Genomic DNA, 15,595 nt, shown 5'->3' with positions numbered 1-15,595 from the left:
TGCGAGGATCGAGTGCATGTGCACCGTCGTCGTCCGCGTCGACCCCGCGGCCGAGTGGCCCGTCACCGTGCTCGCGCTCCGCGACGAGTCCCCGGAGCGCCCCTGGGACCCGCCGGCGGCCTGGTGGCCCGAGGTCGACCCGACCGTCCGCGGCGTGCGGGACCGGTCGGCCGGCGGCGCCTGGCTCGCCGCGTCCGACGCCGCCGGCCTCGCGGTCGTGCTCAACCGTGCCGAGCCGGTGCCGACGGACGACGGCACCTGGACGACCCGCGGCGTGCTCCCGCTCGACGCGGTGACCGGGACCGTCCCGGGTGCCGACGGGCAGCTGCCGACCACGCGGGCGTTCAACCTGGTCCGTGCCACCGCCGAGGGTGCCGCGGTGGACACCTGGGACGGCACCGAGGTCCGGACGACGGTGCTCGGCCCCGGCGTCCACATGGTCACCCACGGGGCGCCCGACGACCCCGCCGCGCCGCGCATCGGACGGTGGCTCGACGCCTTCCGCGCCGTGCCCGCGCCCACCGGGCCGCCGGTGCTCGGGCCGTTCGACGAGCTCCGCGCCGCCGACGCCGGGACCGACCCGGGTGACGGGTGGAGCGGCTGGTTCGGGGTGCTCGCCGCGTCCACCGCACTGCCCGCCGACGATCCCGACGCCATCCTCCGCGACGCCGTGGAGCCGGACGGACACGTCGCCACGCTGTCCGTGGTCGCGGCGGCCGTCGGGCACGACCGGACCGTGCTGCAGCACGCACGCCTGGAGCGGCCGGGCCGGCTCGACGGGTCGGTGGAGCTGCACCGCGCCTGACCGCTCCCGGTCCCGAGGGCGCTCGTGCCGCCGACACGTCCGGCGATGCTGTGAGGAGCAGCAGCGCGCGGGACGTCCCGGACGGGCACGGGCGGCGTACGGTCCCGGACGTGACCCCGAGCACCCTCTCCACCGCCCACCCCCCGGCGGACCGCACCACCCGAGCACCGAGCCGCCCGCGACCGGTCCGCGCCGTCGCCGCGGCGGCGCTCGCCGCCGTGACCGCGCTCGCGCTCGTCGCCTGCAGCGAGGACTCCTCGATGGCGGCGCCCAGCCCCACCGCGACCGACCGCGCCTGGGACCACGCGCCCGGCGAGCGGATCGTGGTCATCGGTGACTCGGTGAGCGGCGGTCACGGCCTCACGCCGGAGCAGGCGTGGCCGGCGCTCCTGGCGCGGACGGAGCGGTGGCAGCTGACGAACCTGTCGTGCGACGGCGCGGGGGTGGTCGCCGAGGGCGACGCGGACGAGTGCGCGAGCGCCTACCCGGGGATCGTCCGCCGTGCGGTGGACCTGCGTCCGCGGGTCGTGTTCGTGCAGGCGAGCTCGAACGACCTCGGCGAGGACGACGCCCAGGTGACGAGCGCCACCGACCAGCTCGTGGCGCTCGTGCACCGCGACCTGCCGCGGGCACGCGTCGTCGGGCTGAGCGCGGTGTGGAACGAGCAGGCGCCGCCGGCGCAGCTCGCGACGATCTCGGCCGCGCTGCACCGCGCGGTCCGGAAGGACGGCGGCACGTACGTCGACATCGGGCAGCCCCTTTCCGGGCACGCCGACTTGATGCAGTCCGACGACGTGCACCCGACCGCGCGGGGCCAGCGCGCCCTCGAGGCGGGGGTGATCGACGCCTTCTCACGCGACCACCTGCGGTTCTGACGCTCCCGTGGCGGGGGCGGGGCGGGCCTCCCGTCCGGGACCCCGACCTCAGGCGGGCGCGCGCGTGTCCGTGAGGTCCTCGGCGACCGCCCACAGCGACCGGGCGAGGTCCGCGCTCCGGGCCGAGCGCGGCACCGACACCGTGGTGGTCGGCCCGGTCAGGCCGCCGAACCCGGACGGCCCGTAGTACGCGCCGCCCACCGCCGCGGGACCGACCGCCGCGTAGAGCAGCGGCTCCGCGCCCTGCTCGACCGCCTGCGTGAGCGGGAAGGCCCGGTCGCTCGACCGGACGGGGCGGGACCGGCCGAGCGAGCGGCCGGCCGACTGCAGGTTCGTCCGCGTGTACCCGGGGTGCGCGGCCGTGCTGACGAGCGACCAGTCCCGTTCCACGGACAGCCGGTGCAGGTGCAGCGCGAGGAGCAGGTCGGCGAGCTTCGACTGGGAGTAGGCGCGCCAGCCGTTGTAACCGCGCTCCCACTGCGGGTCGGTGAACCGGATGCTGCCGGGGATCGCGGCGAGGCTCGACATCGTCGCCACCCGGGGCGCCGGACCGGTGCCGTCCCGTCCCGCGCGCAGCAGCGTCGGCAGCAGCAGGTTCGTCAGGGCGAGGTGTCCGAGGAAGTTCGTGCCGAACTGCAGCTCGAAGCCGTCGGCGGTCTCGAAGCGCTGCGGCGGGGCCATCACGCCGGCGTTGTTCACGAGCACGTCGAGCGGCCGGTCGTCCGCCTCGACGCCGGCGGCGAACCGGCGCACCGACCCGAGGTCGGCGAGGTCGAGTTCGCGCACCTCGACGTCGGCGTCCGGGTGCTCGCGGCGGATGCGGTCCACCGCGGCGTCGCCCTTCGCGGGGGTCCGGACCGCCAGGACGACGCTCGCGCCGGCACCGGCCAGGCGCTTGGCGGTCTCCTCGCCGGTGCCGCTGTTGGCTCCGGTCACGACGATGCGGCGGCCGGTCTGGTCGGGGATGTTCGGCATGCGCGGCACGGTACGCGGTGGGCCTGGTGGGGTGCCTGGTGGAACGCCCGGGGTGCGCGGTGGGGTGCCGTGGGGTACCTGGTGCTCCGTCGCGCGCCGTGGTAGTTTCATGCGTACGCATTCACTTGGAGGACGCGATGAGCAATGCATTCGGAACCGGCCGCCCCTCGGACGTCCCGCCGCCCGCACCCGACCGCGTCGGCCCGGTGCAGCTCGGCCTCGACACCTTCGGCGACGTCACCGAGCGCCCCGACGGCTCCCTCCGGTCCGACGCGCAGGCCATCCGCGACGTCGTCGACCAGGCCGTCCTCGCCGACCAGGTCGGCATCGACTTCATCGGCGTGGGTGAGCACCACCGCGAGGACTTCGTCGTCAGCGCCCCGGAGGTCGTGCTCGCCGCCATCGCGGCCCGGACCTCGACGATCCGGATGGGCTCCGCGGTCACCGTGCTGTCCTCGGACGACCCGGTCCGCGTCTACGAGCGGTTCGCGACGGTGGACGCGCTCTCCGACGGTCGCGCCGAGGTGATCCTCGGCCGGGGCTCGTTCACCGAGTCCTTCCCGCTGTTCGGCTACGACCTGTCCGACTACGAGGTCCTGTTCGAGGAGAAGCTGCAGCTCTGGAACGCGCTCCGCGGCGGGGACGCCGTCACGTGGTCCGGCACGAAGCGCGCCGCGCTCACCGACCAGGACGTCTACCCGAAGCTCGAGCACGGTCCGATCCCGACGTGGATCGGCGTCGGCGGCTCGCCCCAGTCGGTCATCCGCGCGGCCTCGTACGGCCTGCCGCTCTTCCTCGCCATCATCGGCGGGCAGCCGGCGCAGTTCGCCCCCTTCTCGCGGCTCTACCGTCAGGCGCTCACGCAGCTGGAGCTCCCGCAGCAGCCCATCGCCATGCACTCGCCGGGCTTCGTCGCCGAGACCGACGAGGAAGCGGCCGAGCGCTACTGGCCGTACCACAAGGCCGTCACCGACCGGCTCGGACGCGAGCGCGGGTGGCCGCCCCTCGACACCGCCCAGTACCAGGCCGGGCTCTCCGCCGGCGGTTCGCTGTACGTCGGGTCGCCGGAGACGGTGGCGCGGAAGATCGCGCGCAACATGCGGATCCTCGGGGTCTCGCGCTTCGACATGCGGTACGCGACCGGTCGCCTGCCGCACGAGGACATGATGCGGTCGATCGAGCTCTACGGCACGCGGGTCGCCCCGCGGGTGCGCGAGCTCCTCGCCGAGCCGGTGCCGGTGCCGTAGGGCCGGTGCGTGTGCGGGACGTGCCGGTGCGGCTCGCTCCGGGCACACTGAGTACGTCCGGCAGCGTCGGTCGCCCGTCGTGGCGCGTCGTCGACCCGTCGTGACGCGGCCGGGAGGCACGGCTCGCCCCCGCCGCGTCGGCTCACGGGAGCGCCGGGTACGGTCCAGGGCATGTCGCCCCGCTCCAACATCGTCGAACGTCGGTTCCGTGGTCGGATCACGGGCGTCGGGACGACGTCGGGCGTGCGGTTCGTCGTCGGGATGTGGGAGCGTTCGCCGTTCGGTGCCTTCACGGACGTCTTCGTGGAGCAGCCCGACGGGTCGAGCGTCCTGCTCGCACCGGACGAGATCGTCGCCGCGTACGTGTCCGGCACCTACCGGTTCGACACCGTGTCCGTCGTCGACGTCGACGCCCGCCGCACCGCCCGCGGCATCGAGCTCGACGCCGGACCGCTGCGGGCCACGATCGACGTCGGCGCGATCTCGCCGCTCGGTCGGGTCCTGCGCATCGTCCCGAAGCCGGTCGCCCGGGACCCCCGGTGGCTCCGCGCGATCGACCCCGTCGCACGGCTCGTCGCGCCCGGTGCCGGGACCGCCGGCACGGCCGGGGGTGGGCGCCGCGAGTACTACGGCGTGACCGGGGCGCACGACGTGACGGCGGTCACGGGGACGTGGGCGGGGGAGCCGCTCGGGACCCTGGCGCCGCTCGACCCGCCCGTGGCGTTCGGCTTCGCGTCGATGCCGAGGGTGCCGCAGGTCGTCGACGTCGAGACCACGATCCGCGAACCCGCCTCCTGACGGGTCGGGCGCGCGTGCCCTGCGCCCCGCGCCCGAAGCTTCCCATCACACCAGCGATGCCTGGTCGATCCGGGCGTCCCTGGTCGTCCTGATCGACCGGGTACGCCCGGTCCCACCGGGTACGCCCGGTCCCGCCGGGCACGTCCCAGCGTCGAGGGGCACACTGGCCGGAACGGAACGCGCCCGGGCAGTGCCCGGCCGGACGTCGAGCACAACGGGGCGCACGACGAACAGGAGCATCATGACCGACACGCAGGCAGACCAGCGCGCAGCCATCTCGGACATCGTCCACGGCGCCCGCACCGCCCTGCTCACGACCGTCAGCGACGACGGTCAGCTGCACGCACGACCCCTGGCCGTGCAGGACAAGGCGTTCAACGGGACGCTCCGCTTCCTCGTGCAGGACGGCAGCGAGAAGGTGGAGGACATCGCCCGCAACCCGCACGTGAACGTCGCCATCGAGTCGCAGGGCGGGTACCTGTCCATCGCCGGGACCGCCACGGTGACGCAGGACGACTCCGTCATCGACGAGCTGTGGTCGCCGTTCGCCGAGGCCTGGTTCCCCGAGGGTCGTCAGGACCCCTCGATCCGGCTCCTCACCGTCGAGGGCGACTCGGTCGAGTACTGGACCCAGGACACCGGCCCGGTCGGGAGCCTCGTGCAGACGCTCAAGGCCGCGATCGGCAAGCAGAGCCAGCCCGACACCGGTCGCCACGGCACCGTCGAGCTGTAGCCGGGCGGCCCCGTCCGCCCGCGGCGCCCCCACATCGACGAGACGCCCCCGGAACCGGGGCGTCTCGAGGTGTCGGGGGCGTCTCGCGGTGTCCGGAGACCCCGCAGCCGGGGTCAGGGCGGGCCGAGCAGCCAGAGCACAGCGACGAGCACCGGCTGGCCGAGGACCGCGCAGCTCACGAACGTCCAGCGCATCCAGGGCCGCGCGACGAGCTCGGGGGAGCCGAACAGCGGCGCGAGCGGCATGAGCAGCCGCGGGGTCGAGGCCATCGGCAGCGACACCGCGAAGATGTAGAGCGCGTACGCGGCGGAGTACAGCACCGTCGTCGACCCCAGCCGGAGCGTCGACCGGCGGAGCAGCCACACCGGGTACGCCACGAGCAGGAACACCACGATGAGGATGCCGCCGACGCCGAGCCACCTGCCGGCGAGCAGGAACCACGGGGTCATCGGCGTGAAGTCGACCCGCCCGATGAAGTTCACCCACCACGACATCTCGGTCTCGAGGTAGGCGTCCGGCCGCCCGGTGACGTGCGACGCGATCACCGGCCACGCGACACCCGCGGCGGCCATCACCACACCGGCGGCCACGACCCGGACGCGCTCGGCGACGGGGAACGCGTCGAGCGACCGCACCCCGGTGCCCGCGGCCGCACGTCGGGCGCGCACCCACCGCACGAGCGCGACGACCCCGAGCAGCAGCGGGACGGCGAGCGCACCGGGCCGGGTGAACGCCGCCAGGACCCCGAGCAGCGTCAGCAGGCCGTACCGCCGACGCTCGAGGGCCAGGAGCGCACCGAACGTCAGCGCGAGGAACGTGCTCTCCGCGTACCCGACCTGGAGCAGGAACGAGAGCGGACCGCACGTGAAGAAGAAGACCGCCCACATGCCCGCCGCGTGCCCGGCGCGGTCACTGACCAGCCGGTGCAGCAGGAACGTCGCGACGAGCCCCGCCGCCAGCGCGACGAGCGGTGCGCCGACCTCGAACGGCACACCCGTCGACGCGGTCAGCGCCCGGATGGTGAACGGGAACGCGGGCAGGAACGCCCACGCGTTCTGCGCCACGTGCCCACCGGCGTCGAGCGGCAGCGAGGTCGGGTACCCGTGCACCGAGATCTGCTCGTAGTACTGCCCGTCCCACGCGGTGAGGAACGCACCGAACCCGTGCGCGTTGCCCCAGATGGCGTTGTCCGGCATCGCCCGGCCCATCAGCGGGTACGCGAGCGCGAGCCAGAGCGTCGAGACGATGCGGCCGCCGCCCCACACGAGCAGCACGGCCGCCCAGGCCGGCAGGCTCGTCGCCACGTCGACGACACGGCGACGACCGTTCGCGAGCGACCCGGTGACGGCACCGTCGGTGCGGCTCACCGGCCCGCTCCGACGGGCACAGGGCAGACGGTGGGCACCCGACGAGGGTATCCAGCCCGCCCGGGAATCCGGCGCACCGGCCGGGAGGCGCGCCCACGTTGTGCAGTCCGGAACGGCTCCGGCGGATGGCCGGGCTCCGCCGCGCACCCGCCCCTAGCCTGGAGGTCCCGTCGACCGACCACCGGTCACCGACCCGCGAGGAGCCCCCGTGCCGAAGACCGCCGTCACCACCGAGAACGCCCCGCAGCCCGCCGGCCCGTACAGCCAGGGCATCGTCGCGAACGGCTTCCTGTACACGGCGGGCTTCGGACCGCAGGACCCGGCGACGGGGGCGATGGCGGACGACGTCGCCGGCCAGACCGCCCAGGTGCTGGCGAACGTCGCGGCCGTGCTCGCCGAGCACGGCGCGACCCTCGACGACGTCGTCAAGTCGACCGTCCACCTCGAGCACTCAGACCGGGACTTCCCGGCCTTCAACGAGGAGTACGCGAAGCACTTCTCGCAGCCGTACCCGGTCCGCACGACGGTCCAGTCGCACCTGGCCGGCATCCTCGTGGAGATCGACGTCGTCGCGGTGCTGCCCAGCGCCTCCTGACGAGCAGCGCCTCCTGAGCGGAACCTCACCGACTCCCGGTGCCGCTGCCGGCCGTCCCCGATCCGGAGCGCCGCAGTCCGGTGCCGGGGGTCGCTCCGGTGAGGGCCCCGCCGGTGAGCACCGCGACGCCGGCGACCAGGACGTCGTCGACGCCGACCGCGGTCCGCGTCGGGTCCTCGTAGGTCGACCGCGCCGCCACCCGCTGCGGGTCGACCACGGCGAGGTCGGCGACGGCACCCGGTCGCACCACGCCGCGGTCGCCGAGCCGGTACCGCTCGACCGCGGTCGTGGCGAGGTGCCGCTGTCCCTCCGGCCACGACAGCAGTCCGGCGCGGACGAAGTCGCCGAGGTACCGCGCGAAGGTCCCGGCGGCCCTCGGGTGCGGGTGGGTGCCGACGTGGATGCCGTCGGAGCCCGCCGTGTGCCCCGGGTGCCGGAACAGCGGCGCGATGTCCTCGGGGGTGCGCGGGTGCGGCACGCGCATCACGGCGGTCACCTGGAGCGCGGAGGCGACCAGCACGTCGATCGCCAGGTCGACCGGGGTGGTGCCGGTCGCGGCGGCCGCCTCGGCGAGGGTCCGGCCCTGCAGGGCGTGGTGCGCCGGCGACGGGACGTGCGACAGCGTCACCTGCTCGGCCCAGCCGGCGCCGAGGTCCGCGCGGCCGAGCACCCGGTCGAGTGCGGCCGTCCGGACCCGGTCGCGCCCGGCGTCGTCGGCGACCGCGCGGGCGAGGTCGTCGGTGCCGGGGCGGGCGAGCGCCGCCGGGAGCAGCAGCATCGACAGGATCGTGCAGCCGCGCGAGTACGGGTAGGCGTCGAAGGACAGGGCGACGCCGTCCGCCGCCAGGTCCGCGAGCGCGCCGAGGGTGGTGTCGACCGGGGCGTGCAGGTGCGAGACGTGCGCGCGGACACCGCTCGTCCGGGCGATGGCCGCGACCTCGTCGAGGCCGACCCGCACGTTCGCCTCGTACCCGCCGCGCATGTGCGTGACGTACAGCCCGTCGACGGCGGCGACCTCGGCACAGAGCGCCGCGAGCTCGTCGGTGTCGGCGTACAGCCCGGGCACGTAGTCGAGCCCGCTGGCGAGTCCGACCGCACCCTCGTCCAGCCCCCTGCGGACGAGTCCGCGCATCGCCGTGGTCTCGGCGGCCGTTGCCGGGCGGTCCTCGTCGCCCACGACCTCGTGCCGCACGGTGCCGGCCGGCACGAGCGTCGCCACGTTCACCGGGGTCGTGCCGTCGTACGTCGCGAGGAGGCCGGCGATCCCGCCGCCGGTGTACCGCGGGTGCGGGCCGTCGATCGCCGCGAAGTACCGGTCCGCCCACGTACCGTCGCCCGGTGCCGGTCCGACCCCGTCCTGGCCGGTGACGATCGTCGTCACGCCCTGCCGCAGCAGCGCCTCCTGCACGTCCGCGTCGAAGACCCGCGACCCGGCGTGGGAGTGCGCGTCGACCCCGCCGGGCAGGACGAGGCGCTCGCCGCAGTCGAGCCGGTCGGCGTCCTCGGGGACCGCGAGCCGGGGGCCGACCGCGACGATCCGCCCGTCGTCCACGAGCACGTCGGAGCGCACCGGTCCGTCCGCGCCGACGACGGATCCGCCGCGGAGGACGACGGGGCGGCTCACCGCGCCAGCCCGGCGACGAGCCGTTCCGCCCGCGACCGGAGGGCGACGAGGTCGCCCGTGGTCAGGGCGTCGCCGACGAGCGGGGCGCCGAGGCCGACGGCGACGGCGCCGGCGTCGAGGTAGTCGGCGGCGTCGTCGACCCCGATCCCGCCGGTCGGCACGACGTCGACGAAGTCGAGCGGCGCGAGGACCTGGCGGAGGAAGGCCGGGCCGCCGAGCTGCGCCGCGGGGAACACCTTGACCGCCCGTGCGCCCAGCCGCCAGGCGTGCACGATCTCGGTCGGCGTCGCCGCGCCCGGGTACCAGCCGAGCCCCCGCTCGTGGGCACGGGCGCCGATCGCGGGGTCGAGGTGCGGGCTCACGGCGAACGTCGCACCGAGGTCGGCGGCCTCGTCGACCTGGCCCGGCTCGAGCACGGTGCCGACGCCGACGGAGACCGCGGCGCCGTGCTGCTGCGCGGCCCAGGCGGTGCCCTCGCGCCACCGCGGGGTGTTGGTCGTGAGCTCGATCGCGCGCACCCCGGCCTCGAGCAGGGTCGCGATGACCGCCTCGACGTGTTCGCCGGTGCCGCCTCGGAGGACCGCGACGGCGGGCCCGGCGGCGTGCCGCGCGCGGTGGTCCGGCCCGGGCGTGCCGGCTGGCGTGGTGGGACGGGTCTCGGTCATGGTTCGCGCTCCTCGGGTTCGTTCGGGTGCGGGTCGGTCGCGTCGGTGGTGGTCGTCGTCGGGCTAGCGGTCGACGCGGTCGTGGACGCTCGGGTCGATGCCGGGCCCCTCGTGGACTCGCCCCTCGTGGACGCGCCCGTCGTCGCCGCGCCCGTCGTCGCCGCGTCCGTCCCGCGCGGACGGGTGGTCGGCCGACCGCCAGTCGCCGTCGACCGTGCAGGCGAGGGCTCCGGCGTCGGCCGCCAGGTCGAGTGCGTCGTCCGGTGTCGCCCCGGTGAGCGTCGCCGCGAGCCAGGCCGCGACGAAGGCGTCGCCGGCCCCGACCGGGTCGACCACCCGCACCGGCGTCGCCGCCCGTCGGGTGACACGGCCGTCGACGGCCGCGACCGCCCCGCGCGAGCCGAGCTTCACGACCGCTCGGCCGCCTGCCAGCGCGGCGAGCCGCCGGGCGAGGTCCTCGTCCGTGGCGGGGTCGGGGTCCGCCGCCTGCGGGTCGGTGCCGAGGAGGAGGTGTGCCTCGTCGTCGCCGGCGAAGACCACGGCGGCACGTCGCGCCACGGCGAGGTAGTGCTCGCGTGCGGTGGCCGCGTCGAGCAGCTTCGGACGGTGGTTCACGTCGAAGGACACCGGGACCCCGGCGGCCTCGGCGCGGTCCAGGACCGAGCGCACCGTCTCCCGCGCGCTCTCGGAGAGCGCGACGGTGATGCCGCTGAGGTGCACGAGGGCCGCGCCCTCGACCAGGCCGGCGGGGACGTCGTCGGGGGTGAGTGCGGACCCGGCCGAGTGGCGCCGGTGGTAGGTCACGCGCGTCCGCCCGTCGGCGAGCCGCTCCTTCATCATCAGCCCGGTCGAGCGGTCGAGGTCGACGACGGCGACCACGTCGACACCGGCGCCCCGCACGTCGCGCACGACCCGGTCGCCGGCGGGGTCGGCGCCGACGCGCCCGACCCAGGTGGCCCGGACCCCGGCGCGTGCCACGCCGATCGCGACGTTGCTCTCCGCCCCGCCGGTACCGATGCGCAGGTGGTCGAGGTCGCCGACCTCGCCGACGCCGGTGCCGGACAGCAGCAGCATCGTCTCGCCGAGCGTCAGCACGCCGGCCGCGGTGTCGCGGGTCACCGGGCGGCTCCGACCGGCGCCGTGCGGGTGAGGGCGAGCCGCGCCGACGACGACCCGAGCGCCACCGAGATCTCGAGCGCGGTCCGGACGACGCGGTCGCCGGCCTCGCGGACCGCCGCTGCCGGGAACCGCGAGGCCAGACCGGAGATGCTCATCGCGCCGACCACCTGGTTCGCGTGGTCGAGCACCGGGGCGGCGACGCACCGGATGCCCGGCTCGTTCTCGCGGTCGTCGATGCCGTAGCCGCGGGCGCGGGTCCCGTCGACCTCCCGTACCCAGCGGTCGTCGTCGGTGATCGTCTGCTCGGTCGTCGCCTCGACGGGGACCGCCAGCACCGCACCGAGCAGGTCCGGGTCGCCGAACGCCACGATGGCCTTGCCGGACGCCGTGTTGCGCATCGGCAGTCGGTTCCCGACGCGGGAGCCCATGCGGACCGTGCCGCGGGTCTCGACCTTGTCGACGTAGACGATGTCCGTGCCGTCCGGCACCACGAGGTGACAGGTCAGCCCGGTCGCCTCCGCGGTCCGGCGGAGGAACGGCGCGGCCGCGGTGCGGAGGTCGATGCCCTCGAGGTAGCTCTGCCCGAGCAGGAGCGCACCGAGGCCGAGCGTGAAGCCGGCGTCCGGGGTGCGGCGGAGCAGGTCGGTCTCGACCATCGGCGCGGTCAGTCGCAGCACGGTCGACTTCGCCGTGCCGAGCGTCGCGGCGAGCTCGCCGAGCGACACCGAGACGGCACCGGTCCGGGTGCGCTCCGCGACGTGGTCGAGCACCCGGAGACCGCGACGCAGCGACAGTGCCGCGTTCCGGGCCGGCGGTTCCTCGGGAGGGGTCGTGCCCGCACGGTGGTCGGTCGCCATCAGAACCACGTCGCGATCGTGTCGGTGACGGTGTCGTCGTCCGCGAGCAGCTGCACCTGCCGCCACTTGTCGAACACCGTGCAGGGGTGCGAGACCCCCAGCACGACGACGTCGCCGGGCGTCAGCCCGGGCGCGGTGTCCGCCAGCGTGAGGTAGCAGTGCTGGTCGTCGAGGCGGGTGACGGTGACCGTCCCCGGAGGCGGGACGACCTGCGCGTCGTGTGCCGTGCCTCCCGGCCGGATCCCGCGGACCACCGGAAGGCCCTCGTCGAAGGAGACGTCGCGCTTGCCGACGGCGACGAGGGCCCGACCCGGTTCGGGGCACGACGTGACCCGGCCCCAGACCTCGATCGCGGGGCGGAGCGAGCCCTCCTCGGGTCGCCGGCGGAACGGGGTGCGCTCGGCGTAGAACCCGTCGTCGTGGGTGAGGTACGCACCGGAGCGGAGGAGCACGTCGACGTCGTCCGGCCGGTCCGCGACGGCGTCGACCACGCCGTCGAACCAGGCGCTGCCGCCCATGCTGAACAGCGACCGGTCCGCGGCGACGAGCGGACGGAGCTCCACCGCGACCGCGAGCACCTCCGTCACCCAGTCCCGCGCGGTGTCGACGTCGGGCAGCCCGCCCTCGTACCCGGTCACCCCGCGGAGCGTCAGCCCGGCGTCCACGGCCGCCCGGGCGACGGCGCGTGCCTGGTCGGCCGTTCGGACGCCGGTGCGTCCGCCCGGGAAGCCGACCTCGACGAGGACGTGCACGTTGCCGTCGACGTCGCGCTGGGCGCGGGCGGCCGCCTCGACGCCGGCGACCGAGTCGACGTTGCAGAGGACGTCGGCGGTCGGGTCCTCGGTGCGACGGGAGGCGAGCCAGGCGAGGCCGGTCGGGTCGAGCACCTCGTTGGCGACGAGGACGTGGTGCGTTCCGTGTGCCCACGCGACCATCGCCTGCTGCACCGACGCGACGGTGACGCCCCACGCGCCGGCACGCACCTGCCGGTCGGCGAGGGCGGGGGCCATGTGCGTCTTCATGTGCGGCGCGAGGAGCAGGCCGTGCCGCTCGGCGTAGGCCTGCACGACGGCCGTGTTGTGCTCCAGCGCGGACTCGCGCAGGGTCATCACCGGCAGGTGCGCGTGGTCGAGCACGTGACGGCCGACGGCGGGGGCGGCGGGGTCCGGCGCACCCTTCGTCGTGACGGTGCCGGGCGCGCGGGTCGCCGTGGCGGGGCGGTCGTCCGCGGGGGTGGTCGTCATCGGTCCTCCTGCGTGGTCGCGGTGGGGCAACGCTCCCGGTGACGGGGTCGGTCGGGCAACGTCGTCCTCCTGGTCATTGTGCGCTGCAGAACGGCAGCTGGGTCAGGGCACGTGCGCGGACGGAAACCGAGCGGGCATAGCATTCGACCTGATGACGACGATGACGACGACACGACGACCGGGCAGCACGGCGGTGGCCGTGCTCGTCGCGGGCACCTTCTTCATGGAGCTGCTCGACGGCACCATCCTCGCGACCGCGGCCCCGGCGATGGGCCGCGACCTGGGGGTCGACTCCGCGGCGATCGGCGTCGCCATCACCGCGTACCTCGTCACGCTCGCCGTGTTCATCCCCGTCAGCGGGTGGCTGACCGACCGCATCGGGTCCCGCACCGTCTTCGCCGGGGCGATCGCGCTCTTCACGGTGGCGTCCGCCCTCTGCGCGGCGTCGACGGGGCTCGTCGAGCTGACGCTCTGGCGCGTCCTCCAGGGGCTCGGCGGCGCGCTCATGGTGCCGGTCGGCCGGCTCGTCGTCCTCCGCGGCGCCGGGCGCGAGCAGCTCGTCACCGCGATCGCGATCCTCACCTGGCCCGCGCTCGCCGCGCCGATCATCGCGCCGTTCGTCGGCGGGGTGCTCGTCGACACCCTCAGCTGGCACTGGATCTTCCTCGTCAACATCCCGCTCGGCGTCGTCGCGTTCGTCGCCGCGCTCGTGCTCGTGCCGCAGGAGCGTGCGCCCGAGCGGGTGCCGTTCGACTGGCGCGGGTCGCTCCTGGCGTGCCTCGGCCTCGGGTCCCTGGTCGTGATGGCCTCGCTGCTCGCCCTCGACACGATCCCGCTCGTCGCGGTCGTCGTCTCCGGGGTCGTCGGGGCGGTGTGCTGCTGGGCCGCCGTCCGGCACTTCCGCCGGGCACCGCACCCGATCATGGGGCTCGAGTCCCTGCGGCTCGAGACGTTCCGGGTGTCGCACGCCGGCGGCAGCCTGTTCCGCCTCGCGGTGTCCGCGGTGCCCTTCGTGCTGCCCCTGCTCTTCCAGGACGCGTGGGGGTGGAGCGCCGTGCTCGCCGGTTCCGCCGTGCTCTGGGTGTTCGTCGGCAACCTCGGCATCAAGCCCATGACGACCCCGTTCCTCCGGTGGTTCGGGTACCGGCCGGTCATCGTCGTGTCGAGCGCGGTCGCGGCGCTCAGCGTCGTCGCGATGGTGTTCCTCACCGAGGACACGCCGTTCTGGCTCCTCGCCGTGCTGCTCGTCGTGAGCGGTGCCGCACGGTCCGTCGGCTTCACGGCGTACAACACGATCGCGTTCGCGGACGTCGAGCAGGCGGACATGACCCCGGCGAACACGCTGTCGTCGACGCTGCAGCAGGTCGCGGCGGGGTTCGGGGTCGCCGTCGCCGCCGTGGCGATCCGGGCGGCCTCGGGGCTCGGCGGCTCCGGACCGTACGACGTGGCGTTCTGGGTGATCGTGGTGCTGCTCGTGGTGGCCTGCGTCGAGGGGGTCCTGATGAGCCGGACGGCGGGGGAGACCGTGCGTCCGGCGGCCCGGGTGCGGCGCGTCGCCGACTGACCGGTCGCCCGCGGCCGAGCCGCGCGACGACCGTTCGTGCCGTGGTCACACGCACGAAACCCGCCGTGCGCTACCGTCACAGGAACTGCCCGCGACCGCCGAGTACGGTTGCCGCGGCAGGGTGACCGAGACACCCAGGACGGAAGGCAGCATGGCCGGGCCACAGCAGCAGGGATCGATCGCGGACGACACCGCCGTGGAACCCACCGAGCTGCGCGTCGTCAGCTACAACCTCCGCGAGCACACCGCGAACAGCGAGCTCGCCGCCCTGGCAGAGGCCTCCCAGGCCGACGTCATCTGCGTGCAGGAGTGCGACAGCAACGACCTCGCGCCGAGCGTCGCCGGTCTCTCGCTCGCCGCCTCGACCAAGGCGAACCGCCTCGGACTCGCGATCTACAAGCGCGACGACCGGTTCGAGGTCGAGGACTTCAGCATCCACTCGCTGCAGAAGTCGCTGCACGACCGGGTCCTCGCGCCCGCGCACGAGCGGCTCATCGCGATGCGCCTCCGGGACACCCAGGCGGACACCGAGGTCATCGTCGCGTCGTTCCACGCCTCGCCGCTGACCGCGACGAACTCGCTCCGTCGCAAGCAGATCGAGGCGGCGCACCAGTTCGTCCGCGAGCTGTCGGCCGAGGCTCCGGCGATCATGGTCGGCGACTTCAACTACCCGTGGTTCCAGACGAACCTGCGTCGCAAGATCGAGGAGCACGGCTTCGCGCTGTCGCTCTCCGACCAGCCGACGTACCTGCGCTACCGCAAGTTCACGGGCCACTTCGACTTCGCGACGAGCGTCGGGCTGCACATCGCCGGCGTGGAGACGCTCCCGGCGGGCATCTCCGACCACCGCCCGATCCTGGTGCGGGCCCACTACGAGCACGAGGGCGCGACGGGCGCCGTCGCCGTCCCGGAGGCCCCGGCCGCCTGAGTCCCGGTGCCGGGTGCCGGCAGGACTCGCGTCGGCGCTGGCGAGCGGGCAGGACACGCCGCGTGCGTTCCGCCGAGCGCGCACGACTCGTCGTGCGGCGGCCCCGAGCGTGCACGATCGAGCCCGCTCGGCGCCGGCATCGGTGACGGCCGGGTGCCGCCCGCTCGGCGCCGGCATCGGTGACGGCCGGGCGCCGCCC

15 protein-coding genes are annotated in these 15,595 nt (G+C 74.9%); 8 read left to right on the top strand and 7 right to left on the bottom strand.

Going from position 1 to position 15,595, the window contains the following annotated elements:
* The first annotated feature begins 16 nt into the window (after positions 1-16).
* Positions 17-805 carry an NRDE family protein gene (locus Cus16_RS14425; protein ID WP_069713363.1) on the top strand — a complete coding sequence of 263 codons (789 nt, stop codon included), beginning with the start codon at positions 17-19 and terminating at the stop codon, positions 803-805.
* A gap of 110 nt (positions 806-915) precedes the next feature.
* The gene (locus Cus16_RS14420) at positions 916-1,680 is read left to right on the top strand and encodes an SGNH/GDSL hydrolase family protein (RefSeq protein WP_083264013.1); all 765 of its coding nucleotides are present in this window, start codon (positions 916-918) and stop codon (positions 1,678-1,680) included.
* A 48-nt stretch (positions 1,681-1,728) separates the two neighbouring features.
* Here Cus16_RS14420 and Cus16_RS14415 read toward each other — a convergent pair whose 3' ends face one another.
* Positions 1,729-2,655, bottom strand: a complete 927-nt coding sequence (locus Cus16_RS14415; RefSeq protein ID WP_069713362.1) for an SDR family oxidoreductase — start codon at positions 2,653-2,655, stop codon at positions 1,729-1,731.
* Positions 2,656-2,792: 137 nt separating this feature from the next.
* On the opposite strand from Cus16_RS14415, the gene Cus16_RS14410 reads away from it, so the two are divergent.
* The 3 genes from Cus16_RS14410 (at position 2,793) to Cus16_RS14395 (ending at position 5,433) form a co-directional block, all read left to right on the top strand.
* Positions 2,793-3,902 (top strand): LLM class flavin-dependent oxidoreductase, encoded by a 1,110-nt coding sequence (locus Cus16_RS14410; protein ID WP_223246635.1) that lies wholly within the window; start codon positions 2,793-2,795, stop codon positions 3,900-3,902.
* 171 nt (positions 3,903-4,073) lie between these two features.
* Entirely contained in the window at positions 4,074-4,700 is a 627-nt protein-coding gene (locus tag Cus16_RS14405; protein WP_069713360.1) for a hypothetical protein, read from the top strand.
* A 241-nt stretch (positions 4,701-4,941) separates the two neighbouring features.
* The gene (locus Cus16_RS14395; RefSeq protein WP_069713358.1) at positions 4,942-5,433 is read left to right on the top strand and encodes a pyridoxamine 5'-phosphate oxidase family protein; all 492 of its coding nucleotides are present in this window, start codon (positions 4,942-4,944) and stop codon (positions 5,431-5,433) included.
* 113 nt (positions 5,434-5,546) lie between these two features.
* On the opposite strand, the gene Cus16_RS14390 is transcribed toward Cus16_RS14395, so the two are convergent.
* Positions 5,547-6,800, bottom strand: a complete 1,254-nt coding sequence (locus Cus16_RS14390; protein ID WP_083264012.1) for a hypothetical protein — start codon at positions 6,798-6,800, stop codon at positions 5,547-5,549.
* A 208-nt stretch (positions 6,801-7,008) separates the two neighbouring features.
* Between Cus16_RS14390 and Cus16_RS14385 the strand changes: the two genes are divergently transcribed.
* Positions 7,009-7,395, top strand: coding sequence for a RidA family protein (locus Cus16_RS14385; protein WP_069713357.1), 387 nt, complete (start codon positions 7,009-7,011; stop codon positions 7,393-7,395).
* Positions 7,396-7,420: 25 nt separating this feature from the next.
* On the opposite strand, the gene Cus16_RS14380 is transcribed toward Cus16_RS14385, so the two are convergent.
* The 5 genes from Cus16_RS14380 to Cus16_RS14360 form a co-directional block, all read right to left on the bottom strand.
* Complete coding sequence (locus Cus16_RS14380) at positions 7,421-9,019, bottom strand: N-acyl-D-amino-acid deacylase family protein (protein WP_069713356.1); 1,599 nt, start codon at positions 9,017-9,019, stop codon at positions 7,421-7,423.
* On the bottom strand, positions 9,016-9,684 hold the full coding sequence (locus tag Cus16_RS14375) for a bifunctional 4-hydroxy-2-oxoglutarate aldolase/2-dehydro-3-deoxy-phosphogluconate aldolase (protein WP_069713355.1): 669 nt from the start codon (positions 9,682-9,684) through the stop codon (positions 9,016-9,018). Before Cus16_RS14375 ends, Cus16_RS14380 begins: the two co-directional genes overlap by 4 nt.
* Before the next feature lie 63 nt (positions 9,685-9,747).
* On the bottom strand, positions 9,748-10,803 hold the full coding sequence (locus Cus16_RS14370) for a sugar kinase (protein WP_069713354.1): 1,056 nt from the start codon (positions 10,801-10,803) through the stop codon (positions 9,748-9,750).
* Entirely contained in the window at positions 10,800-11,660 is an 861-nt protein-coding gene (locus Cus16_RS14365; protein WP_069713353.1) for an IclR family transcriptional regulator, read from the bottom strand. Before Cus16_RS14365 ends, Cus16_RS14370 begins: the two co-directional genes overlap by 4 nt.
* The gene (locus Cus16_RS14360) at positions 11,660-12,904 is read right to left on the bottom strand and encodes an alanine racemase (protein ID WP_069713352.1); all 1,245 of its coding nucleotides are present in this window, start codon (positions 12,902-12,904) and stop codon (positions 11,660-11,662) included. The genes Cus16_RS14365 and Cus16_RS14360 overlap by 1 nt, the downstream gene beginning before the upstream one ends.
* A 151-nt stretch (positions 12,905-13,055) precedes the next feature.
* On the opposite strand from Cus16_RS14360, the gene Cus16_RS14355 reads away from it, so the two are divergent.
* Complete coding sequence (locus tag Cus16_RS14355; RefSeq protein WP_069713351.1) at positions 13,056-14,468, top strand: MFS transporter; 1,413 nt, start codon at positions 13,056-13,058, stop codon at positions 14,466-14,468.
* Between the two features lie 151 nt (positions 14,469-14,619).
* Positions 14,620-15,396 (top strand): endonuclease/exonuclease/phosphatase family protein, encoded by a 777-nt coding sequence (locus Cus16_RS14350; RefSeq protein WP_083264011.1) that lies wholly within the window; start codon positions 14,620-14,622, stop codon positions 15,394-15,396.
* Positions 15,397-15,595: the final 199 nt, after the last annotated feature.

The organism is Curtobacterium sp. ER1/6, from assembly GCF_001742745.1.
GTDB classification, from domain to species: domain Bacteria; phylum Actinomycetota; class Actinomycetes; order Actinomycetales; family Microbacteriaceae; genus Curtobacterium; species Curtobacterium citri.
Note: the sequence above shows the minus strand (reverse complement) of the source record. Positions and strands in the feature narration are given on the sequence as shown.